Origin of the sequence: Vibrio sp. sp1 (genome assembly GCF_016920955.1) — a bacterium.
GTDB classification, from domain to species: Bacteria; Pseudomonadota; Gammaproteobacteria; order Enterobacterales; family Vibrionaceae; genus Vibrio; species Vibrio alginolyticus.
Genome location: NZ_CP060589.1, coordinates 1,602,410 through 1,626,641, shown reverse-complemented (window position 1 = coordinate 1,626,641; position 24,232 = coordinate 1,602,410). Strand labels below are relative to the sequence as shown.

Here is a 24,232-nt window from a genome sequence, read left to right as displayed (position 1 = left end):
TTTTGCTCACAATGCTCGCTTAAACATAGCGTGTGAATTTTTTCGGGTCGAAAGCCGCTCGAATGGCTTCACCAATAAAGGTCACCATTACCAGAACCAGAACAATAGAAGTCACTACTGACGCAACAATCCATGGCGAATCTAAGTTTGACTTACCTTGTTGCAGTAGTTCACCCCAACTTGGCGTTGGTGGCATCAAGCCTAATCCTAGGTAATCGAGAGCAGTCAGTGCTGTGATGTTAGCTGCAATAGTGAAAGGCGCTAGGGTTACAATCATCACCATCGTATTTGGCAAGATGTGATTAAACAAGATACGTCCGGTCGATGCCCCTAAAGCACGAGCCGCCATTACATATTCTCGTGCCGCTTCTTTATAGGTCATGGTCCGCATGTACCATGTCATCCCCATCCAAGTGAAAAGCACGTTAATAGCGACAAAGAGAGCGAACGTCGGCTGAACGATTGAGACAAGAATCATAATGACGTACAAAAACGGGACCATTGACCAGATTTCGATAAGTCGCTGTACAAACAAGTCAAATTTACCGCCCCAAAAACCCATAGCACAACCGACTGCAGTACCGATCGCGTAGGAAATGGCCATCGTAAGCAACGCAAATCCCATCGCCGTTCTGAATCCGTAGACGAGTCGCGCCAAAATATCGCGACCTATCACATCTGTACCTAAATAATGCTTATTTTCGGCACTAGGCGCTGTTGGCGGGAAATCACCACTAAAATCTTGTTCGTATGGGTTCCACGGCACAAGCGGCAAAATAACAAAGTTGTCGCCCCCTTCAGCCTCAAACGCTTTTTGCAGTACACGATAATCGGCTTCACTGGATGACTCTTGGCCGAATTCGCTACCTAAACGTACGTCACTGACAACAGGAAAATAGTAGCTACCATCGTACTTGACGACTAGCGCTTTACTGTTGATCAAAAGTTCGGCGAATAGAGAAAGGATCAACATGATAGAAAGAGCAACAAACGACCAATAGCCTCGTTTGATCTCTTTAAAGTGACGAATTTTCTTTTGAGTTAATGGACTAACTTTAATCATGTTACGCTCCAAACTTCACACGTGGGTCGACTAAAGCAACACAAATATCTGAAATGATGTTACCAATGAGCAGTAACAACGCATTAATGGCGACAATACCCATAACAACAGGGTAATCACGCTCCATGATTGATTCGTAACCTAATAAGCCAATGCCATCAATATTGAAGATAACTTCAATCAGGAAGGCACCGGTCATGAAGAACAACAAAGAGTTACCAAAGTGACTCGCGATTGGAATTAAGCTGTTACGCAACGCGTGCTTACGAACTGCTTTTTTGAAAGGTAATCCTTTCGCAATTGCGGTGCGGATGTAATCTGAGGAAAGGTTTTCCATCAGGTTATTTTTCATTGTCATCGTCAGCGTGGCAAAATCACCAATGAGGTAACAGATCAAAGGCAACACCGCATGCCACATAATGTCTTTAGCGCGTTCAAAGAAGGTTTCGTAATCGTCGAAGTCATCGCCGACAAAGCCTCCCATCGGAAACCATTCCAAGTGATAACTAAATAACGTGATCAGCAATACACCCACCACATAACCTGGTAGCGCGTAGCCTACGAAAATGAGTACTGAAGAAGCGGAATCAAACACAGAACCGTGCTTGAGTGCCTTATAGTAACCAAGAGGAATCGAGATAAAATAACTAATAAAGAAGGTCATGCCGCCATAAAACAACGACACTGGCAAACGCTCTGCGATCATGTCCGAGACAGGCTCGTAGTAACGCGTCGACTCGCCAAGATCTAGCATTACCAAACGACTTAACCATTCGACGTACGCTTCCGTTACTGGTTTATCCAGGCCATAAAACGCATTCAGCTCCGCGATTTGATCGTCAGAAAGGGCCGTATTACCACCCGCAGACGTCATTGATGCGGCGCCGTCCCCCTGGGACTGCATTTGTGACAACATGCGTTCAACAGGTCCGCCAGGCACGAAACGAGTGATAGCAAAGATGAGAATAGTTATCCCGAGAAACGTTGGGATAACCAACGCCAAACGGCGTAAAAAGTACGACAGCATATACAACTTGCTCCTTGTCTACTGTCCAGTTCAAACGGAGTGAAAGAGGATATTTTCCGCCCAAAATGGTGCATATTTATCTCGTAGTAACTAAAACTGTTGAAGCACACTCCCTGCGCCTCAAGAGCTAGACTTTTCTACTACTGCAATAATTTCAGCGTCATATTTATCTTGAATCCACATCAGCTTCAAGTGTTTGAAACCAAAACATGACAAACTTCCTTCGATGTCGAAAAACAGAAATGTTTTTGTAAAAAATTATAAAAAACCACAAAAATAATTCATACAGAATATCAATCTAGGCTGTTTAGAGCCAAAACCCTACATAAAAATGCACCCTACACACATAAATAGACACATAATCCAAGGTTATATTTGACCTAAAAATACGAGTGAGCCCTTTAACAGCAATGGGTATCATATTTTGATACCACCTAATAAGTTCGAGCTAACAAAGTATGGATTCGATATAAAACTCATCTCAGAACAATTCACTGGAAAAATATCTTTTTCCAGATTCAATTACCCACTAAAAAACCATAGGCAAGATAAGTCATTAAAGTTTATAAGAAACACAAAATACGGTGTTTTATTGAAATTTAATCTCGATTCATAAACCTTATTCGGTTTTTTATTCCGCCTTTTAAACAAAGCTTGGTTATTTACATCTTTTTTACATTTAAGCATCCCCGTTTACCACTGGTTTGACTTCCTTTTTTCATCTCGGTTATACATTGGCCGAACGTTAACGAAATATTAACGTCACATTTGGCCGCTATGCGGCCAGACATAGGAAATAATAATAATCGGAGCAACAAGGATGTATAAAAACACAACCGCTTTATCTGTTGCGATAAGCCTTGCTTTGGGGACAGCAGCAGTTGCAGCCCCAGCAACAGCACTGGCAGAAGAGCAGCAAGTTGAAAAACTTCAAAAGATGAAAGTTACTGGTTCGCGTATCTCCACGACGGATATGGAAGGTCCTTCACCAGTTACTGTTATTAATAGTAAAGACATTGAGTCTAAAGGCTTTAACAGCGCGCAAGACGTATTGAACAGTTTGACCCAAAACACAGGTGGTGTAATGGCTCAAACAGACTCTTTCTCGTTTACACCAGCAGCGCAGTCAGTCAACTTACGTGGCCTTGGCGCGTCACGCACATTGATTCTTATTGATGGCCGTCGTCTTCCTCAATACCCGCTAGCACAAGATGGTACATCTAACTTCCAAGATATCGGCCAAATCCCTGTCGCCGCTATTGAGCGTGTTGAAGTAATGACCGACTCAGGTTCTGCTATCTACGGCTCCGACGCAATCGGTGGTGTCGTAAACTTCATTTTAAAGAAAGACTTTGATGGCGTTTCTGTAAAAGTACGCGCGGGTGACGCGACGGATGGTGGTTACCAAAATGGTCGTTTAGACGTTGTAGCTGGCAAAAACTTTGACGACAAACGTATTCTCTTCGTTGGCCAATTTGCGGGCAACGAAATGCTAAAGCAATCTGACCGAGATGATTGGGCTGGCGATGACGGTTCTAGCCGTTCTCAGCTAAGTGGCTACTCTAGCTACGGTGCAAACTTTGAAGGCGCCAACGGAACACTTCTAACACCAGCTGATGCTGGTTCTTCATGTAAAGAAGTCGTTGGTGATGCCGCGATTGAACGAGCGGATGGAAAGTGTGGTGTTAACCGCTCTGCATACCGAACATTAAAACCAGAAAACAAACAAGTAGACCTACTTTTACGTGGTGAAATGGACATTAACGACAATGTCACTGCCATGGCAGAAGCCCGTTTTGGCTACAAGTCTACAGAATCTGAATTCGAACCTAACCCTTACAGCGTTGAAGTTGATGCCACTCACTTCCGCGGCGAAGGCGAATACACTCGCCGTATGGTCGAATTTGGACCACGCGAAAGTAACACTGAAGCCGATTCTTTTGGCTTAACCTTAGGCTTGAACGGCCTGCTTGCTGATACGTATGATTGGGACCTATCCGCTGGTTACTCTGAGCAAAGCGTTGAAACAAGCAACCCAGCAATCTTCCTAACTCTCGACCAAGCTGTACAAAATGGTGATGTCGATCTTCTAGGGCCTATCTCTCAAGACGTTGTAGACAAATACAGCGGCACTTCAAGCAAAGAAGCCTACTCAAAGCTTTACTCTGTTAACGGCTCACTGGCTGGTGATTTGGTTGAACTTCCTGCAGGTATGTCTGGCTTTGCTGTTTATGGTGAATGGAACCGTACTGACTACAATGAGACGATTGATGCTACAACAGCAGCTGGTGGTTTCTCTGGTCTAGGTGGAACATCAGGCGGCGGTGACCGCGATCAGATTGGTCTTGGTGTTGAAGCTCTTATTCCTATCATTGAAGATTTAGAAATGACTGTCGCTGGTCGTTACGACCACTACTTCGACGACTCGGCAACTGGCGGCGCATTCACTCCTAAAGTAGCCCTAGCATACCGTCCTACTGACACCCTATTGCTACGTGGTAGCTACGGTCTAGGCTTCCGAGCTCCAGACTTGAAGCGACTATTTGGTGATCAAACTCGAGGCTTTGGTTCTGGTTTTGACCCTGTGCTTTGTGCCAACGCTGGTGGTAGCGGCCCACAAGATAAAGACAAGTACCCAGAGTGTGATACTCAGTACTTCGATACGCTTAATGGCCCTAACTCTGAGCTGAAAGAAGAAACAAGTACAAACATTAACTTGGGCCTAGCGTGGGAGCCTGTGGATGATCTTGGTGTAACTGTTGACTGGTACCACATCAAGATGGAAGACGTCGTAACAGCACCAACTTACCAAGACGTAATTAACGATCCAGGTAAATACCCAGGTACTGAAGTCGTTCGTAACCCAGATGGCACCATCAAGTCGGTATCCTATGGTCCAGTGAACCAGTCGTATGAAGAGCGTTCTGGTATTGACCTAGCGATCAAATACGCATACGACACTAATGAGTTCGGTTCATTTAACACGCGTGTTGCTGTAACGAAGATCTTGATTGCTGAATATCAAGAAAACGACAGCGAGCCTGTAACGGATGAAAGAGATTTCATGCCTGAATACACCGCAACGTTAAATCTTGGCTGGGCATATGAAGATGTCGCTATCAACCTATTTGGTAAATACCGCGACCGTATGTGTTCAAGCTACGCAAACCGTTACTACTTTGATGACTGTGATTCTGCTAAAAAAGCGGGTTACAAAGCAGAAATCGCTAGTATGACAACGTGGAACCTAACGGCTTCTTACCAATTCAACGAGAGTGGTCGTGTAACTCTTGGTGCTATCAACATGTTTGACAAAGTACCGCCTGCAGATCCTCTAAGCGATACCTCTCCATTCTATGCAACTGGGTATGACGATCCAATCGGACGTCAGCTATACGTCGAGGCATCATACGACTTCTAAAAAATATTTGGCGCGGGTTTTCCGCGCCCTTTTCGACTGACTAAAACACTGACAAGGATGCAACCATGAAATTCAAGGAATTTGGTCTCAGTGCCATAGCTGCAGCATTGCTTACTATCAGTAGTAGCTCTATAGCGGCCAACTCTGGTGCTGTCGTTTCCACACAAGCAAAAGCAAATCAATCTTCAGAAGCTTCGCAACAAAAAATCGACAATTATGCCGAAAGTACTGAAGGCATGTTGGCAGAATACAAAGGCTTACTACGTCAAATCGACAGCATGAAAGTCTACAACGAGCAAATTAACCGTATGGTTCAATCACAGCAAGGTGAATTGGACTCATTAAATAACCAAATTGCTCAGATCGATCAAACGGCAACAGAAGTAGTGCCACTAACACTTAAAATGATCGATGCACTCGATGAGTTTGTGACTCTCGATCTACCTTTCCAGAAAAAAGAACGTAATAAACGTGTCCAAGAACTGCGTCGTCTCATGGATCGCGCCGACGTAACGACTTCTGAGAAATTCCGTAAAGTGATGGAAGCCTACCAAATTGAAGAAGGCTTCTCTCGCTCAATTGAATCTTACAAAGCTAGCCTAGATAGAAATGGGGAAACCGTGACTTACGACTTCCTACGTATTGGTCGCACGGCGCTTTTATTCCAATCTCCAGACGGTGGTGAGACAGGTATGTGGAACCAACAAACACGTCAATGGGAAACATTACCGGAAAGCTACCGCATAGCGGTACAGCAAGGCCTTCGTATCGCGAAGAAGCAAGCGCCACCAGCGCTAATCAAATTGCCTGTATATGCTGGGGAGGAATAAGAGATGAAAGGATTCAAAACTCTAGCCGCTGGTCTACTAGCGAGCTTATTTATGGCTTCAGGCGTACAAGCAGAAACGCCTAAAAACCTATCTGAACTACTCAAAAACGTAAAATCAGAAAGCATCGTTGAGTCAAAAGAGAACAAAGCCCGTGAAGCTGAGTTCAAGAACAACCGAGATAAGCAAGCAGCATTATTGCAACAGGCTCGTGAAGAGCTAGCTTCACAGCAAGCACTGGGCGATCAACTTAAAGCGACATTTGATGAAAACGATAAGCAGCTGACTGAACTAACAGAAACCTTACGTGTTCGCTCTGGTACTTTGGGCGAAATGTTTGGTGTGGTCCGCCAATATGCGGGCGAGTTTAAAGGCTTATTTGCAGCCTCTCAAAACGCAGTTCAGTTCCCAGAGCGTGACGCTCTACTAACGAAACTGGCTGAAAGTAAAGAACTGCCATCAACACAAGAGCTAGAAGCATTCTGGCATACCATTCTTCAACAAGTGGTTGCCTCAGGCGAGACAGCAACAACCCAAGCAACGGTTGTTTATGGCGAAGGTAAAGAAGCGGTTCGCGATGTTACTCTTGTCGGTGAATTTAACGCGATTGCCGATGGTAAGTACGTTACTTATGTACCTCAAACAGGTAAGTTCGAAGAACTCTCTCGACAGCCTCGCACCAATATTACACGTCATGTTGCGGGCTTTGAGTCAGCGTCAAACAGCTATGAGCCACTGTTTATTGACCCATCCCGTGGTGTAATTCTGTCTCTACTTGTACAAAGCCCTACCGTTCAAGAACGTATTGATCAAGGTGGCATTGTAGGTTACGTCATCCTTGGTATGGGTGCAGTTGGCGCTATCATTGCTCTAGTTTGCTTCCTACGCCTTCAAGTGATTGGCGGTAAAATGCGTAAGCAAGCGAAATCAGAAACCGTGATTCCTGGTAACCCTCTGGGTGAAGTTATCCAGGCTTACCAAGAGCACAAAGGTGACAACCTTGAAGATCTTGAAGCGAAACTGGACGAAATCATCCTACGTAACGCACCGAGCATTGAACGCTTTATCAGCTCAATCAAACTGTTCGCTTCTGTAGCACCACTTCTAGGTCTACTGGGTACGGTTATGGGTATGATCGGTACGTTCCAAGCAATCACATTATTTGGTACAGGTGATCCTAAGCTAATGGCTGGCGGTATCTCTGAAGCACTTGTTACTACGATGCTTGGTCTGGTTGTCGCAATTCCTCTACTGTTCCTGTACACCATCGTACACAGTAAAGGTCGTCGTTTGGTTCAAACTCTTGAAGAACAGAGTGCAGGCTTCATCGCTCGCTATCAGGAAAAACTACATAAAGCCGAAAGCTAAGGAGGCGTTATGTGGTGGTTAGTTGGAGAACTTGAATCAATTAGGCGCTTCTTGGGAATGGGTGGCGATGTACTCGTCGCCATCTTCATCCTCAGCTTTATGCTTTGGGCAGTATTGTTAGAACGTTGGTTCTATTTTGCTGCCGTCGCTCCAAAAGCCATGAAAAAAGCCGTTGGCTCATGGCAGGGGCGATCAGAGCACCAGAGCTGGAACGCTAAGATGATCCGACAAGAAATTGTTTCTCGTCAGGACATTGAGAATAAAAAGGGCCTGCCAATCGTGAAAGTATTGATTGCGCTTTGTCCCTTACTGGGTTTGCTCGGCACCGTTGTTGGCATGATCCAAGTATTCGACATCTTAGCGGTAACAGGAACAGGAAGCCCTCGAGCAATGGCCTCGGGGATCTCAAAGGCAACAATCCCAACTTTAGCCGGGATGGTGGCTTCTCTATCAGGACTGTTCTTTAGTTCACGTCTTGATCATTTAGCCAAAGTCACAACGCAAAAGCTGGAAGATAAGCTAAAGCATATTGCCTGAGTAAATGGAATTAGAGGTATAGGTCATGAAAAGACGCTATAGCAGTGATAGCAGTGATGAAACCGCTATCGATATGACACCGATGCTCGACATCGTATTCATCATGTTGATCTTCTTTATCGTAACAACATCGTTCGTAAAAGAAGCTGGTCTAGAAGTAAACCGCCCGACGGCAAGCTCTGCGCAAACCGTGAAAAAAGGTAACATCATGGTCGCAGTTGGTGCGGCGGGTGATGTTTGGGTTGATAAACGCCGCATCGAAGTGGACGCGGTTCGCGCGAATATTGAACGTCTTCGTGCAGAAAGCCCTGATGGCGCAGTTGTTATCCAAGCCGACACAGAAGCAAATGCTGGCGTAGTCGTGAAGGTTATGGACCAGATCAAAATGGCAGGTGTAGAAAGCATCTCCATTGCCGCAACCAATAAGGATTAAGCTTATGCGGTATCTGGCCTCAATTGCACTGGCGCTCATTGTCTCCCTCGGGTTGTTCTGGGGGATGGACAAGCTAGTAAACAAAGAGCGCCACGAGTTAGTGTCGAATGATGACCTGCGTATGGTAGAGTTTATTCGCATTAAACCAGACGAAAAAATACAGGAGAAAAAACGCGAACTTCCAAAGCCACCACCGCCTAAGCGTCCGCCGCCGCCGCCAGAAATGAAAGTGACAGCGACAGTAAAACCGGTGATGGAGCAGACCCCAATGGATATGCCAAAGCTTGACCTACCCGTTAATGTTACAGGTGGTTCGGTGCTTGGACATTATAGCCAGGGTGGAGGTGCGCAACTCGCGGGTAGCGGAGGTCCAACACCTCTAGCGACATTCCAACCTCAAATGCCTAGGAAGGCTGCGAAAGCAGGAATAGAAAAAGGGGTCGTCTTATTAGAGTTTACTGTAAACGCACGTGGTGCCGTAGAGGACATCAAAGTTCTTAAAGAGCAACCACGACGCTTAGGCCTCGGTCGAGCGGCAAGAAAAACAGTCTCTAAATGGACATTTAAACCAAAATTGGTTGACGGGAAACCTGTTAGCTCGCGCCTATCGCAAGAAATAGAGTTCTCAACCAATTAAGGAGTCACGATGAAAAGTTTATGGAAAAGCAAAGTGGCTTCTTTAATTCTCTTCGCAGGAGTGGCAATGGCCGCTCCTACGATGGCAAAAGAAGCTCCTCAGTTATCAGATCGGACATTTCGAACCGTTAACAAAGTGCAAGAGTTGATCGCAACTGAAAAATATTCAGCAGCGAAAGAAAAACTAGCAAGCGCTTTAGAAAGCACAAGTTCGAAAAAATACGACCGAGCAGTTTTACTTCAGCAGACTGGCTTTTTGTATTCGCTACAAGACAATTATGTGCAAGCAGCAAAATACTTTGCCGAAGCATTACAGCTCGACGCACTTCCCGTTCCGGTTGCTCAACAAGTTCGCTACAGCTTGGCTCAGCTTTACCTAGCTGAAGAAAAGTATACGTTGTCTGTAAAAACGATGAAGGAATGGTTCAAGGTTGCAGAAACAACCAAAGAGAAGCCTCAAGCTCATGCTTATATCACGTTAGCGAGCGCTTATGTTCAGTTGGAAGATTACAAAAATGCAATCCCGCCAACCAAAAAAGCCATCGCGATGAGCAAGAGCCCAAGTGAGTCTTGGTACTTAATTCTCGTTGCATCTCACTACGAGTTAGGCCAGCTGAAAAGCGTTGCCAGTGTACTCAAAACTCTGACTTCAAAGTACCCTCAGAAAAAGCGTTACTGGATGCAACTTTCTGGTGTCTACATGGAGCTAGGTCAAGAGCGCAACTCTCTAGCCACCCTAGAAATGGTTTACAAAATGGGGAAACTAGAAGGAGAGAAGGAATATTTGCGCTTTGTAAACTTCTTGGCTTATCAAGGTATTCCATATAAAGCAGCCAAAACTCTTGAAAAGGAAATGGCAGCTGGAAACATTGAAAAGACGAAGGAAAACTATGACCGCCTAGCCAGCTTCTGGCAGCAAGCTAAAGAGCTAGATAAATCAATTCTCGCTTATAAAAAGTCATATAACCTCGCTCCTTCTGCTAAAACGCAAATTCAGATTGCTCGCTTAATGATACAAGACAAGCAGTATTCTGAAGCAACTCGTTTTGTAGAAAGCGCGGCATCCAGTGCCTCTAAAGAGCAAAAGGCAGAACTTGAATACATTCGCGGGATGGCCTATTTCGAGCTTAAGCAGCCACAAAAGGCCTTGCAGGCGATGAAAGGCGCTGCTCAATCGCCAAAATTCAGGTCAACCGTTAGCCCTTGGATAAATTTCCTAGAGTCTCAAGGATAATTCGAAGATTAAGTGTGAGTCAGTCGCACGCCTGGGGAAGTGAAAGCTTCCCCTTTTTTCCGTTTTATCTTTATTAACCCCTATTTTTAACCAGAGTCACTCACGCAAGCCAAATCGGGACTCTAAACCTAAAATCAGCACACTAAACGGTTGTAGAAATGGTTTTAATAACAGAGTGCGCGGATGGTAAGTCTTGTACCATGCTCCTTCTTCGCTGTTTAGGAACACTCTGGCGTAAGTAACTATTTCATCTGGGACAATCACAGACAGAAAGATCAACTGGTAACAAAATAGAGATCATGATACTCTTCGCCTCCATTTTTCTGGCGGGATTATCACCAATATCCACCCCTTTGGTGGTTGATTTCTCAATGCCAGTGCTATCGTTATAAGAATGTCGAACTTTCCTTCGGCACTCAATCAATCCAATCAAAAGTGGAACAGTACAATGGGCAAAGGTACTCTCTATATCGTATCTGCACCTAGCGGCGCAGGTAAATCTAGCTTGATCTCAGCGATGTTGGAACGCAACCCAACCTACGCAATGAAAGTGTCTGTGTCTCACACCACGCGCAACATGCGACCTGGTGAAGAAAATGGTGTCCACTACCATTTTGTAGCGAAAGATGAGTTTGAAGCCCTGATCGCTAAAGGTGACTTCCTAGAATACGCAGAAGTGTTTGGTAATTATTACGGCACATCTCGTGTATGGATTGAAGAAACACTAAATAAAGGTATCGACGTTTTTCTAGATATCGACTGGCAAGGCGCACGCCAAATCCGTGAACAAATGCCAGAAGCCAAAAGCATCTTCATCCTGCCACCATCAAACGGTGAGTTAGAGCGTCGCTTGAACACTCGTGGTCAAGATAGCGATGAAGTGATCGCAAAGCGTATGGCTGAAGCCAAGTCGGAAATCTCTCATTACAACGAGTACGACTACGTGATCGTAAACGACGATTTTGATACCGCTTTGATGGATTTTAAAGCTATCTTGCGTGCTGAAAGATTGAAGGAAGAAAAGCAAGCTGCTAAATATAAAGGTATGCTTGACGCGTTGTTAGCAGAGTAACTTCAAAAAAGTCACGCTGTAAAACATAAAGAATTTCCCGTTTTTTGCCCAGTGCGAAAAACACAATAAACTACCTGAGAAAGTCCACAAACGGTGGCTTGTCTAATTGCTAGTAAATAAAGTAGTTAGGTTGTATACTTTCTCGTCATTCTAAAATTTTAGTTAACTATTTGGAGTCCTCATGGCACGCGTAACTGTTCAAGACGCTGTTGAAAAAGTTGGCAACCGTTTCGACCTAGTACTGATTGCGGCTCGCCGCGCTCGTCAAATGCAAACTGGCGGTAAAGATGCACTAGTGCCAGAAGAGAACGATAAGCCAACGGTTATCGCTCTACGCGAAATCGAAGAAGGTTTAATTACTAAAGAAGTTCTAGACGCTCGTGAACGTCAAGAACAGCAAGAGCAAGAAGCGGCAGAGCTAGCGGCAGTAAGCAGCATCGCTCACAACCGTTAATTCTGACTTTAGAATTCAACAACCTCCCGGGCCTATAATTTGTATCTATTCGATAGCCTCAAAGACGTTGCCCAAGAATACCTAACAGAGCCTCAGATTGAGGCTCTGCGTCAATCTTATGTGGTAGCGAGAGATGCCCATGAAGGGCAAACCCGCTCTAGCGGTGAACCATACATCATCCACCCTGTCGCAGTGGCTCGTATCTTGGCCGAAATGCGCCTTGATATCGAAACCCTCCAAGCTGCTTTGCTGCATGACGTCATTGAAGACTGTGATGTAACTAAAGAAGATCTCGAAGAGAAATTCGGCAACACTGTCGCAGAATTGGTTGATGGTGTATCTAAACTGGACAAACTCAAATTCCGCGATAGGAAAGAGGCTCAGGCTGAGAACTTTCGTAAGATGGTTCTGGCCATGGTGCAAGATATCCGCGTCATTCTGATCAAACTGGCTGACCGCACGCACAACATGCGTACGCTTGGCGCGCTTCGACCAGATAAAAAGCGTCGTATTGCTCGTGAAACGTTAGAAATTTACGCGCCCCTCGCTCATCGTCTTGGTATTCACAATATCAAAACCGAACTCGAAGAGTTGGGCTTTGAGGCGCTATATCCCAACCGCTACCGCGTACTGAAAGAAGTGGTTAAAGCCGCACGTGGTAATCGTAAAGAGATGATCCAACGCATTCACAGCGAAATAGAAGGCCGTCTGCAAGATTTTGGCTTGAATGCTCGCGTCGTTGGTCGTGAGAAAAACCTGTTCTCTATCTACAACAAGATGAAAACCAAAGAACAGCGCTTTCACACCATCATGGATATCTATGCGTTCCGAGTCGTTGTTGATACCGCTGATACTTGTTATCGCGTTTTAGGCCAAGTACACAGCTTGTATAAGCCACGTCCTGGTCGCATGAAAGATTACATCGCGGTACCAAAGGCGAACGGCTATCAATCGCTACACACTTCCATGGTTGGCCCACACGGCGTACCTGTTGAAGTTCAGATCCGTACTGAAGATATGGATCAAATGGCGGACAAAGGTGTCGCGGCACACTGGTCTTACAAAGACAAAGGCGACAAGTCTGGTACCACTGCGCAAGTGAAAGCTCAGCGTTGGATGCAAAGCCTGTTAGAGCTACAACAAAGCGCGGGTAACTCATTCGAATTCATTGAAAACGTAAAATCCGATCTTTTCCCAGATGAGATTTACGTCTTCACACCAAAAGGTCGTATCGTTGAACTACCTTTAGGCGCAACGGCTGTCGACTTTGCCTATGCCGTACATACCGATGTAGGCAACTCTTGTGTTGGTGCTCGTGTTGATCGTAACCCTTACCCATTGAGTAAGGCATTGAAAAACGGTCAGACAGTGGAAATTATCAGTGCCCCTGGTGCGCGTCCGAATGCGGCATGGCTGAACTATGTCGTGACTTCTCGTGCCCGCACTAAGATTCGACAAGTACTGAAAACGATGCGTCGTGAAGAGTCGATCACTTTAGGTCGTCGTCTACTTAATCACGCACTTGGCCGTCACTCGATTGATTCAATTTATCCAGAAAATATCCAAGAAGTCTTGAATGATCTTCGCCTAGAAAGCATTGATGATTTATTGGCTGCTATTGGATTGGGTGAGTTGATGAGCATTGTGATCGCACGTCGGCTCCTTGGTGACACCGAAGAGCTCACGACAACAAGCTCAATCCCAACGGACTCGAAGAAGAAGCTTCCGATTCGTGGCGCAGAAGGCTTATTGCTGACGTTTGCAAATTGTTGTCATCCTATCCCAGATGATCACATTATTGCTCACGTATCGCCTGGTCGTGGTTTGGTTGTTCACCGAGAAACATGTCCGAACGTTCGTGGTTATCAGAAAGAGCCAGACCGTTATATGGCTGTCGCTTGGTCTGAAGACTACGATAAAGAGTTCATTGCTGAACTTAAAGTCGACATGCTTAACAACCAAGGTGCTCTTGCAGAACTGACCAACGTGATCTCGAAAACAGGATCAAACATTCATGGCCTTTCAACGGAAGAACGTGATGGTCGTCTATACACTGTGACTGTGCTGTTGACGACGAAAGATCGTGTCCACCTTGCTGGTATCATGCGTAAGATTAAGGCAATGCCTCAAGCAACCCGAGTCAGACGCAGAAAGAACTAACCTCTATCGCCACCTACTCTGTTAGGTGGCGATTTTTTATACCTCAATAAATATGAACCTAGAACGTTACAACCGTATTCACCAAGTCCTAAAAACTCGCCAAACTGATCTGACACTTTGTCTCGAAGAAGTACATAAGCCAAACAACGTCTCTGCTGTGATCCGCACCGCTGACGCGACAGGCTTACACAAAGTTCACGCAATTTGGCCAGACAAAATGCGTACGCTGAGCCATACCTCAGCTGGCGCGCGTAACTGGGTTGAAGTGGATACTCACGATTCGATTGAAACTGCGATTACCGAACTCAAAGCGCAAGGTATGCAGGTTTTGGTGACCAATCTTTCGGACACCGCCGTCGATTTTCGCGAGATCGACTACACCAGACCAACGGCAATCATTTTAGGCAGTGAAAAAGTTGGCGCTTCGGAGCAAGCCAAACAGCTTGCCGATCAAGACATTATTATCCCGATGGTGGGCATGGTGCAGTCACTAAACGTATCGGTTGCCAGTGCCGTAATTTTGTATGAAGCGCAACGTCAACGTGAAGCCGCAGGCATGTACGACCGAGAAGAAAGCGCTCTGCCTAAAGAGACAATCAACCGTATTCTCTTTGAACGTGGTCACCCAGTGCTGGCAAAAGTCGCGAAACGAAAAGGGCTCGTTTACCCACCACTCGATGAAGAAGGTCAAATCATCGCCGATGACGCGTGGTGGCAAGAGATGCAAAGCAAGTAACAGACTTTCGTCATCCTGAACGGCGGCGAAGGAGCGTGGTTCAGGATCTAATTCTCAAATATACAGATGCTGATAGTGTTAACTTCAGCGACATACTTGTTGAAAATAGAATCCTGATGTCGCTAAAGCTCCTCGGAATGATAGGTTATCAGTCAAATCATGACACTAACTAAAGCATGACTATTTTTTCCTGTACAAAAACACAGCTCCATGGTTAACATACTGCTATGTTAACCATTTTCTTGAGCCCTCTATGTCCGCCCAAATGTTATCTGCCGTCCCATTAACCTCCCTTTCTGGAGTTGGCGCGAAAGTCGCAGAAAAACTCGCCAAAGTTGGCTTACATAGCGTTCAAGATTTGCTGTTTCACCTTCCGTTACGCTACGAAGATCGTACTCGTATTTACCCTATTGCCAAACTGCATGCTGGCCTTTGGGCGGCAGTGCAAGGTAAGGTCATGGCAGTCGACACCATCTTCGGTAAGCGCAAAATGCTAACGGTAAAAATCAGCGACGGTAATGGCACTATCACGCTGCGCTTTTTCAACTTTACCGCAGCCATGAAGAACAATTTCACGCAAGGTAAGTTAGTACATGCTTACGGTGAAATTAAGCGCGGTGGCATGGGTTTGGAAATTGTTCATCCTGACTACAAGTTTTACGTCAGCGAGCAAAAGCCCGATGTAGAACAGAGCTTAACCCCTGTTTATCCCACCACCGATGGATTGCGTCAAATCACATTGCGCAACCTTACCGAACAAGCTTTAGCCCTGCTTGATAAAACCGCAGTGCAGGAATTACTTCCAGCGGGGTTGTATGACCATCAAATCACGATGTCGCAAGCACTGCACACCATTCATCGCCCACCACCAACCATTAATTTAGATGAGTTTGACGAAGGCAAACATCCTGCCCAAATCCGCTTGATCATGGAAGAATTGCTCGCACAAAACTTATCGATGCTGGCGGTGCGTAGCAAAGGTCAGAAGGATTCAGCGCTACCTCTCGGTCCTTGTAATAAACTAAAAACGCAGCTTTTAGCCCAACTGCCTTTCTCTCCTACAAACGCTCAAACCCGAGTCGTACAAGAGATTGAAGCCGATCTAGAAAAACCGCACCCAATGATGCGATTAGTGCAAGGCGATGTTGGTTCGGGGAAAACATTGGTTGCCGCCTTGGCCGCTGTTAGAGCCATTGAGCATGGCCATCAGGTGGCACTCATGGCGCCAACCGAACTATTGGCCGAGCAACACGCTATCAACTTCGCAAACTGGTTTGAAACCATGGGCATTCAAGTCGGTTGGTTAGCGGGCAAACTCAAAGGTAAGGCAAAGGAAGCCGAGCTGGCTCGTATTGCCAGTGGTGAAGCGCAAATGGTAGTGGGTACTCACGCGCTATTCCAAGAGCACGTTGAATTTCATCACCTTGCTTTGGTCATCATTGATGAACAGCACCGCTTCGGTGTCCATCAGCGATTAGAATTGCGTGAAAAAGGCGCAAAACAAGGCGCCTATCCACATCAGCTCATCATGACAGCAACGCCGATTCCGCGAACGTTAGCCATGACTGCTTATGCTGACTTAGAAACGTCGGTGATTGACGAGCTACCACCGGGTCGAACGCCGATTCAAACCGTTGCCATTCCAGATACAAAACGTGACGACATCGTCGAGCGTGTCCGAAATGCCTGCTTAAACGAAGGCAAGCAGGCATATTGGGTGTGTACCCTGATTGATGAGTCGGAAGTATTAGAAGCGCAAGCCGCGGCAGATACCGCAGAAGAGCTTCAACGTAAACTGCCGGACGTAAAAATTGGTCTAGTGCACGGACGAATGAAGCCGGCAGAGAAACAAGCGGTGATGCAAGATTTCAAAGACAATAAACTGCATTTGCTGGTCGCAACGACAGTGATTGAAGTTGGTGTGGATGTGCCAAACTCTAGCTTGATGATCATAGAAAACCCTGAACGTCTTGGTTTGGCACAATTACACCAGTTAAGAGGTCGCGTGGGCCGAGGTTCCGTTGCTAGCCATTGTGTGCTGCTGTACCACTCTCCGCTGTCAAAAACCGCGCAAAAACGTCTCGGAGTACTACGTGAAAGTAACGATGGCTTCGTCATTGCGCAGAAAGACCTAGAAATTCGTGGCCCTGGAGAACTATTGGGTACAAAGCAGACAGGTCTTGCTGATTTCAAAATCGCAGACTTAGTTCGAGATCAACGCCTGATTCCCGAAGTTCAGCGTATTGCGCGTCATATTCATGACAATTACCCGACTAACGCAACAGCGATTATCGATCGCTGGTTGGGTGAGCGGGATATTTACTCCAAAGCGTAATGATTGAAAGCGAGCCAAATGGCTCGTTTTTTAATACGCCAAAAACAAAGCAAACGTTTGCTTTTTGAGTAAATCTCTCTATAATCGCGCACAAATTTTTAAGTGTGTTAGATCACACTCCACCAACCTGAGTTGACTCTGATTAACAGCAATCACAGGTAACGACGTCAACTCCACCCTGCTCTCCCATTCAGCGAGAACTAGGGAAATATTGCGACTAGCGAGACAAACAATGACAACTTCAAACCGATCTTCGGAACTGGTCTATCAACTCAACGATCGACCACCTTTGCCTCAAACCATTTTTGCCGCACTTCAGCACTTATTGGCGATGTTCGTCGCGGTTATCACTCCGTCACTGATCATCTGTCAGTCTTTGGGTGTACCTGCAGACCAAACGAACACCATCATCAGCATGTCTTTATTTGCGTCAGGCGTGTCTTCGTTTATTCAAATTCGCACCGTTGGCCCAATTGGCTCTGGTTTGCTCTCTGTTCAAGGCACCAGCTTTAACTTTTTAGGTCCTATTATTGGTGCAGGCCTATCGCTGAAAGCCGGTGGAGCAGACATCAGCACCATGATGGCTGCCATTTTTGGTACGATTTTAGTCGCATCATTTGCAGAAATTTTCCTATCTCGCGTATTGGAGCATGCCCGCCGAATCATCACTCCGCTCGTTTCAGGCATCGTCGTCACTCTTATCGGTCTCACACTGATTCAAGTCGGCTTAGTATCAATGGGCGGTGGCTACGCAGCATTAAATGAAGGAACCTTCGGCAGCTTAGACAAACTTGCTCTGGCTGGAACGGTACTTGGATTAATTGTGATTTTAAACCGCTCGAAAAACCCATACATCCGTGTGGCTTCAATCGTGATTGCGATGCTAGTGGGCTACATCATGGCGTATTTTATGGGGATGGTAGATACTTCTCAGCTAGGCGCAACCGAGATCGTAGCACTGCCCGTACCAATGCAATATGGCTTATCGTTTGACTGGTCTCTGTTCATTCCGCTGGTACTGATTTTCTTTATTACCGCACTAGAGGCCATCGGTGATATTACCGCAACATCTGAAGTGTCTGGTGAGCCAGTAAAAGGCCCAGTGTACATGAAACGCATTAAGGGCGGTGTGTTAGCAGACGGCTTAAACTCCGCAATCGCAGCCGTTTTCAACAGCTTCCCGAACTCAACGTTTAGCCAGAATAACGGCATCATCATGCTAACAGGAGTCGCGAGCCGCTACGTGGGTTACTTTATTTCTGGCATGTTAGTGATTCTTGGCTTGTTTCCTGGCGTCGCTAGCTTTGTTCAGCTGATTCCTGAGCCAGTACTTGGCGGCGCAACGATTGTCATGTTTGGTACGATTGCTGCCGCTGGTGTGCGTATTATCTCTCGTGTTGAGCTCGATCGCCGCGCAATTCTGATCATGGCCTTATCCTTCTCAATGGGACTTGGTATCGCACAAAAACCAGAGATCCTGCAATTTATGCCAGAATTTATTAAGAGTATTTTCTCAACTGGTGTTGCAGCAGGTGGCATCACAGCGATCATTTTAAATCTACTTCTGCCAGAGAAACTGGAAGACGAAGATGAACTTCCTCAGGAAGTGAAAGAGTCTTAAGATTATTGAGAATAAGAAAAGCCCAACCTAATTAGGTTGGGCTTTTTGTTTTAAAGGGTGCGGGCCATCGACTTACTTGGTAGGAAAGCTGATTTGAGCGATTAAACCGCCTTCACTGCGATTACGCATCACCACAGAGCCTGAATGTTGGCTGATTATACGCTTCACAATCGCCAACCCTAGCCCAGTGCCTTCACTACCGCGAGCGGTGTCACCACGCGTAAAGGGTTCAAATAACCTCGCGATTTGAGAATGCTCGATACCCGGTCCGTTGTCCTCTACTGAAATCCACACTAGCTGCTTATCTGCTGTCACACCAGTGCTGATTTTGACCCAGCCATTGCCATAGCGTAGCGCATTCACAACTAAGTTACTGATCGCCCGCTTAATCGCAATCGCGCTTCCTTTGGCTGGCGGCAAGTTAAGATTAAGATCTGTTTCAATTTCAACCTCATAACCACCTTCAGAACTGGCGACGTCACTGGCAATCGTACTGATATCAACCGCTTCAAACGATTCTTGGTTCACCGGTTTGAGGTAATCCATAAACTGACTGATGATCTCATTACATTCTTCCGTATCGCTAATGATCCCCTCCGCAAGATAGCTGTCCTCAGGAGACATCATTTCTGTCGCTAGGCGAATACGCGTCAGAGGTGTTCGTAAGTCATGGCTAATCCCTGCCATTAATAAGGCTCGGTCTTCTTCTAGCTCTTGAATACCTTTCGACATTTGATTAAAGGCTCGAGTTACAGAGCGAATCTCCGATGCGCCTTTCTCTGCTAAGGGGGGCGGGATCTCACCTCGACCGACGTCTTTCGCGGCTCTCTCTAAAGCCAAAAGTGGACGGTTTTGCAAACGAATAAACAACCAACCACCTGCAATGATCAGCAGCGCCATAATCAAGCTGTTACGAAACAGCGGGGCAAAATCTTCTTCTTGCAGCTCAGATAACGGAATACGAATGATGGAGTTCGGCAACTTTTCGATGTGCATCCACAAAATGTAACTTTCATCGCCAAGCAATAAGCGCACTTCTGTGGGCGAACCCAGCTCTTGGCTCATTTCTTCAGACATCAAATCAATCGACATTGCGTGATGAAATTCAATCGCCTTATCGCTATCGAGACTATGAACCGTCACCCCTAATCTTTCTAACAATTGACGCCTTAACGGTGCATCAGACTTTAAAGGTCCTTCATCATCAAGCACCAAATTGAGCTCATGGGCGAGAATTTTATTGAACTGCTGCAAACTCGGCATCAACGCGTAGTTAAAAACGGCGTAGTAAGAGAAAACTTGGCTCGCGAGAAGCAAAGAGATGAACAGCAGAATAGATTGTGTCAGTGAACTTCGGATGCGCATGGAACGTTCCTAGTGGTCCTAATCGCGAAATTTCAGCCTTCAAAGGGAAGGTAATGAAGGCTGAAGTTGCTATAGCCAAGTGCTGGCTATGGAGTGAAGAGATTACACCTCTTTGCCGTCTGGGACGAAAACATAACCTAGGCCCCATACGGTTTGAATGTAGCGCGGCTTGCTCGGATCGTCTTCTAACATGCGACGTAAACGTGAGATTTGTACGTCAATAGAACGTTCCATTGCAGAATATTCACGGCCACGCGCCATGTTCATCAATTTGTCTCGTGACATTGGCTCACGTGCATTCATCACGAGCGCCTTTAGAACAGCAAACTCTCCAGAGGTGAGTGGCATTGCCTCGTCACCGCGGAACATCTCGCGAGTGCCTAGATTGAGTCGGAACTCCCCGAACTCCACCACTTTTTCTTCCGTGCTTGGTGCACCCGGCAACTCTACGGTTTGGCGGCGTAATACGGCCTTGATGCGAGCCAATAATTCGCGTGGGTTAAACGGTTTTGGCAAATAATCATCCGCCCCTACCTCAAGACCTACGATGCGGTCCACTTCATCACCTTTCGCGGTGAGCATTAAGATTGGCAACATATTGTTCGCGTGGCGTAGACGACGACAAATTGACAAACCGTCTTCACCTGGCAACATTAGGTCTAGCACCATTAAGTGAAAGTTTTCGCGCGTTAGTAGGCGATCCATCTGTTCGCCATTGGCGACACTTCGTACCTGAAAACCTTGCTCAGAAAGGTAACGCTCCAATAGAGCACGTAAACGAGCATCGTCATCAACCACTAAAATTTTATGATTTTCTTGCATTGAAACATCCTTTCAGAAGCGTCTATTGTCGAAAATGTATCACTGTTTTTCCTAACGTGCTCAAGCAAATTGTTACTCTTTTTATCTTAAGCGCTTTATTCTCTCTCTAGCAGATATTTTCAGCACCTACTATTGACCATAATTCCATTCCAGTTCACGTTTGGCCTCAAGCAGCTCTTGCTGTGCCTCAGCCAGCTTGTGACGTTTTTTCTCAATTTTGTCTGCTTTCCCTGAATGCTGAGCTTCGACTAATTCTTCCTCTCGCTCCTCAACTTCTTTAGTCTTTTCTTCCACTTCTGCTTGCAGCTCTTGGCGCAGCTCACCTTCCGAGCATTCATTCTGGATAGCGGAAAGTGCTTGCTCCAAGCCTTTAATGCGATGCTCATTACCTTGCGCTTTTGCATACTCGAGCTGCTGCTCTACCGCTAACTCTTTAGCGTCACAGCCTTTCACTTCATCTTGAGCAAAAACTGAAAGTGAGAAACCTATTGTTAGTGCAGCACTACACATGACTGCTTTGTTCATTTTACTTCTCCGAGAAAGGCACCATGCCTTTATACCAAATATTCTGACGTTGAGACCCAAGTCACTCCTAGTGAACTTCATGAGACTTGAATCGGTGATAAAGCCTCAGTCTTCCGAGGCCGGTTGAATATATTCAATTGAGTTGATGAACCACTCTTTTTCACCTTCTGGGGTGCGTACCGTGAACTCTTCATCCACTTGTTTTTTCAACATCGCTCGCGCCATAGGTGAATCGATAGAGATGTAGTCTTTCGCATCGCCATAAATCTCTTCAGGCCCGACAATACGAAACTTTTTCACTTCTCCTGCCTCATTTTCTATTTCCACCCATGCACCAAAAAAGACTTTGCCTTCTTGTTGCGGAGAATAGTCAACGATCGTGACTTCTGGCAGGAATTTACGAAGGAAGCGGACACGACGGTCGATCTGACGGAGTAAACGTTTATTGAAGGTGTAATCCGCATTTTCTGAGCGATCGCCCAGGCTCGCCGCCCAAGTGACGATCTTGGTGATTTCCGGGCGCTTTTCATTCCAAAGGTAATCATGCTCTTGTTTGAGTTTGTTGTAACCTTCTCGTGTAATCAGCTTAGTTTTCAAATTAACTCCTATCTCAACTAAAAAATGCTGCTCTTTGGCAGCATTAAGGAGATGATATACCCAAAGATCCAATGTTTTTCAGGCTTTGGGTATCAAGGTGATAAGGCGGCCAGAGTGTTACTTTTCGTAATCCGGTTTTTGCGTCACGATGTAATTCGTATCACTCGAAACAACCGCGCCATGTTTTAGGAAGTTTTTACCTAAAATCATGCTGTAATGGAAGCGACCTCGGTCCTGTAAGTTGACTCGGATCTTCTTCTCTAATTCGCCAAGCTTAACATGCATTTCAACCACAGGGCGTACGTTCGCTTTCTCGCCTTTCTTCGCTTTAATACGCATGACGTCAACAACAGGCTTAGTAAACGCCTGTTTCATGCCAAGATCGTTCTCATAGGTAAAGCTCACCATGTCTTTGCCGTCTTTCTTAAACTGCTTGATGTTCTTAGCATTGATTGAGCTTACATCTGCACCCGTGTCTAACTTCACAGGGAAAGACATCCCCTCAACTTCCGCCACTTCGATATGGCCAGCTTTGAAAAGTGGCCTTGCATCTAGTAGATGGTCTGCGCGAGTGTTCAGCAACACACCACCCTTGGCTATGTCATGACCAAAGACGAAAAAGGGTTGAGTGTCACCCTCATCAAGCACATCGAGCGCAAACTTCATTGATGTGTCTCTCCTACCGAGAAGAAAGTCTCCTTCAACAACAGGGCGAACCGCGCTGCCAACCTTGAGCTTTTTCAACACTGGTTTGGTGATTTTTTCTTCTTTCCCATCATCGTTCATTAAATAAAACGTGACGGACTCATCCTTACCTTTTTCTGTTACTTCAAACCCATTTACACGCAGTAATGGCGTTTTCACAGTAAAAGTGGGGTAAGCAGGGACGGTATAACCATCAATGGTGACCTGTTCTTCTGGTGAAACGACAAGAGGTTTTGATTTGAGTGCGCTTTTGAACGTTTTTTCTACGCCACCCAATAGATTTTCTCTGTCCGTATCAATAACAAAGTGCTGACTCGCAACGTCCCGACCTAAGCGAATTTGCGAACTGAACTTACTGCGATCACGCAGATACACCAACCAACGTTGAGTTTCATTTTCGCCGACTTTGACGGGTAAATAGACTAAAGGACGCTCGCTTTTGGTCGTTTTCAACATTCGTACCAAGGGTAATGTCATTGGATGACGCTTGCCATTCTCGCCCTCTAACATAAAAGAGACTTCGTTATGCTTTTTGTCTACCTTGATGTCCAGTGCATGGACGTTGGTATAACGGCTAGAAGTTGAGATGCTGATCTTATATGGCACACCTTCGACTTCAACCGTCTCTTTTTTGCCAATCATTTTTGCGCTTGGCTGTTCTTGAAGGTAATCGTAACCAGCGAAGACCCATGCGTTATCATCGAGATAGGTTTTACCAATCAAGATAGGAGAAGAGAACTGCGTACGCTTGGTCAGGTTCACTTCCGTATCAACGGTGTGACCAGCGATTGTCATCGGCATTTTTATTGTCGGGCGTAGGATGGGCTTTTTGCTTGTTCGACTGCGAATCGCGCTCACTCTTTCCAGATCATCGGTAATCTGTATTTCCTTCCCTGTATAAGGGTGAGGAACCGTAAAACTAACCTTTACTTGATATGGCTTAAAGCTGTCGGCGTCCCACTTTGCCTTCGTACCACCTAAGTCATCGACAATCGCCCAAAGTAATTCGTTATCTTTCAAATCTTGGTAATCTGGGTGTGAGCTACTGACATGGATATTCTCCGCATGCATCGATGTCGTATCTGCACCAGTATCAATCTTGCCAATAAATGGCACCGCTTTTAGTTCCGGAATATCACTGTAATAGACGCTCTCCACACGCCCTAGTACCAATTTGTTATCGAGTTGATAAACGGGAGCTTGTGTGGTTCCTGAGATAGACTGCGCCCAACTAAGCGGGGCGGCAAGTAAGGCACTCGTAAGCGCTAACGCCAAAGACATTTTTTTCATCATG

20 protein-coding genes are annotated in these 24,232 nt (G+C 45.9%); 13 read left to right on the top strand and 7 right to left on the bottom strand.

The genetic code is table 11. The annotated features are described in order from the left end of the window. Positions 1-19: 19 nt before the first annotated feature. Both H9L11_RS07660 and H9L11_RS07655 read right to left on the bottom strand, forming a co-directional pair. The gene (locus H9L11_RS07660) at positions 20-1,063 is read right to left on the bottom strand and encodes an ABC transporter permease subunit (RefSeq protein WP_005379369.1); all 1,044 of its coding nucleotides are present in this window, start codon (positions 1,061-1,063) and stop codon (positions 20-22) included. 1 nt (position 1,064) lies between these two features. Further along, complete coding sequence (locus tag H9L11_RS07655) at positions 1,065-2,090, bottom strand: ABC transporter permease subunit (RefSeq protein WP_005384771.1); 1,026 nt, start codon at positions 2,088-2,090, stop codon at positions 1,065-1,067. Between the two features lie 820 nt (positions 2,091-2,910). Between H9L11_RS07655 and H9L11_RS07650 the strand changes: the two genes are divergently transcribed. The 13 genes from H9L11_RS07650 (at position 2,911) to H9L11_RS07590 (ending at position 18,924) form a co-directional block, all read left to right on the top strand. Then, positions 2,911-5,511 carry a TonB-dependent receptor gene (locus H9L11_RS07650; protein WP_017634998.1) on the top strand — a complete coding sequence of 867 codons (2,601 nt, stop codon included), beginning with the start codon at positions 2,911-2,913 and terminating at the stop codon, positions 5,509-5,511. Positions 5,512-5,576: 65 nt separating this feature from the next. After that, positions 5,577-6,341 (top strand): DUF3450 domain-containing protein, encoded by a 765-nt coding sequence (locus tag H9L11_RS07645; protein ID WP_005379365.1) that lies wholly within the window; start codon positions 5,577-5,579, stop codon positions 6,339-6,341. A gap of 3 nt (positions 6,342-6,344) precedes the next feature. Next, positions 6,345-7,706 (top strand): MotA/TolQ/ExbB proton channel family protein, encoded by a 1,362-nt coding sequence (locus tag H9L11_RS07640; RefSeq protein ID WP_017634999.1) that lies wholly within the window; start codon positions 6,345-6,347, stop codon positions 7,704-7,706. Positions 7,707-7,715: 9 nt separating this feature from the next. Further along, positions 7,716-8,243, top strand: coding sequence for a MotA/TolQ/ExbB proton channel family protein (locus H9L11_RS07635; protein WP_005379363.1), 528 nt, complete (start codon positions 7,716-7,718; stop codon positions 8,241-8,243). Between the two features lie 25 nt (positions 8,244-8,268). Beyond that, on the top strand, positions 8,269-8,676 hold the full coding sequence (locus tag H9L11_RS07630) for a biopolymer transporter ExbD (protein WP_005379359.1): 408 nt from the start codon (positions 8,269-8,271) through the stop codon (positions 8,674-8,676). A 4-nt stretch (positions 8,677-8,680) separates the two neighbouring features. Then, the gene (locus tag H9L11_RS07625; RefSeq protein ID WP_005379353.1) at positions 8,681-9,313 is read left to right on the top strand and encodes an energy transducer TonB; all 633 of its coding nucleotides are present in this window, start codon (positions 8,681-8,683) and stop codon (positions 9,311-9,313) included. A gap of 9 nt (positions 9,314-9,322) precedes the next feature. Beyond that, positions 9,323-10,546, top strand: coding sequence for a hypothetical protein (locus H9L11_RS07620; protein ID WP_005379348.1), 1,224 nt, complete (start codon positions 9,323-9,325; stop codon positions 10,544-10,546). 448 nt (positions 10,547-10,994) lie between these two features. Continuing rightward, positions 10,995-11,618 carry a guanylate kinase gene (gene gmk / locus H9L11_RS07615; protein WP_005379347.1) on the top strand — a complete coding sequence of 208 codons (624 nt, stop codon included), beginning with the start codon at positions 10,995-10,997 and terminating at the stop codon, positions 11,616-11,618. Positions 11,619-11,799: 181 nt separating this feature from the next. After that, a complete protein-coding gene (rpoZ, locus tag H9L11_RS07610) occupies positions 11,800-12,072 on the top strand; it encodes a DNA-directed RNA polymerase subunit omega (RefSeq protein ID WP_005379346.1) in 273 nt (90 codons plus the stop codon). A 39-nt stretch (positions 12,073-12,111) separates the two neighbouring features. Then, the gene (gene spoT, locus H9L11_RS07605; protein WP_005379340.1) at positions 12,112-14,232 is read left to right on the top strand and encodes a bifunctional GTP diphosphokinase/guanosine-3',5'-bis pyrophosphate 3'-pyrophosphohydrolase; all 2,121 of its coding nucleotides are present in this window, start codon (positions 12,112-12,114) and stop codon (positions 14,230-14,232) included. Between the two features lie 52 nt (positions 14,233-14,284). Beyond that, positions 14,285-14,968 (top strand): tRNA (guanosine(18)-2'-O)-methyltransferase TrmH, encoded by a 684-nt coding sequence (gene trmH, locus H9L11_RS07600; RefSeq protein ID WP_017635001.1) that lies wholly within the window; start codon positions 14,285-14,287, stop codon positions 14,966-14,968. A 253-nt stretch (positions 14,969-15,221) separates the two neighbouring features. Further along, on the top strand, positions 15,222-17,303 hold the full coding sequence (gene recG / locus H9L11_RS07595) for an ATP-dependent DNA helicase RecG (protein ID WP_205391079.1): 2,082 nt from the start codon (positions 15,222-15,224) through the stop codon (positions 17,301-17,303). 232 nt (positions 17,304-17,535) lie between these two features. Then, positions 17,536-18,924: a uracil-xanthine permease family protein gene (locus H9L11_RS07590; RefSeq protein ID WP_005379335.1), complete on the top strand. Its 1,389-nt coding sequence runs from the start codon at positions 17,536-17,538 to the stop codon at positions 18,922-18,924. A 72-nt stretch (positions 18,925-18,996) separates the two neighbouring features. Here H9L11_RS07590 and envZ read toward each other — a convergent pair whose 3' ends face one another. The 5 genes from envZ to H9L11_RS07565 form a co-directional block, all read right to left on the bottom strand. Then, the gene (gene envZ, locus H9L11_RS07585) at positions 18,997-20,289 is read right to left on the bottom strand and encodes a two-component system sensor histidine kinase EnvZ (RefSeq protein WP_017820700.1); all 1,293 of its coding nucleotides are present in this window, start codon (positions 20,287-20,289) and stop codon (positions 18,997-18,999) included. 102 nt (positions 20,290-20,391) lie between these two features. Continuing rightward, a complete protein-coding gene (gene ompR / locus H9L11_RS07580; RefSeq protein WP_005379333.1) occupies positions 20,392-21,111 on the bottom strand; it encodes a two-component system response regulator OmpR in 720 nt (239 codons plus the stop codon). A 129-nt stretch (positions 21,112-21,240) separates the two neighbouring features. Continuing rightward, on the bottom strand, positions 21,241-21,636 hold the full coding sequence (locus tag H9L11_RS07575) for a DUF1090 domain-containing protein (RefSeq protein WP_017635004.1): 396 nt from the start codon (positions 21,634-21,636) through the stop codon (positions 21,241-21,243). A 105-nt stretch (positions 21,637-21,741) separates the two neighbouring features. Then, positions 21,742-22,233: a transcription elongation factor GreB gene (gene greB / locus H9L11_RS07570; protein WP_053307281.1), complete on the bottom strand. Its 492-nt coding sequence runs from the start codon at positions 22,231-22,233 to the stop codon at positions 21,742-21,744. A 117-nt stretch (positions 22,234-22,350) separates the two neighbouring features. Beyond that, a complete protein-coding gene (locus H9L11_RS07565) occupies positions 22,351-24,231 on the bottom strand; it encodes a RimK/LysX family protein (protein WP_158157108.1) in 1,881 nt (626 codons plus the stop codon). Between the last annotated feature and the right edge of the window lies 1 nt (position 24,232).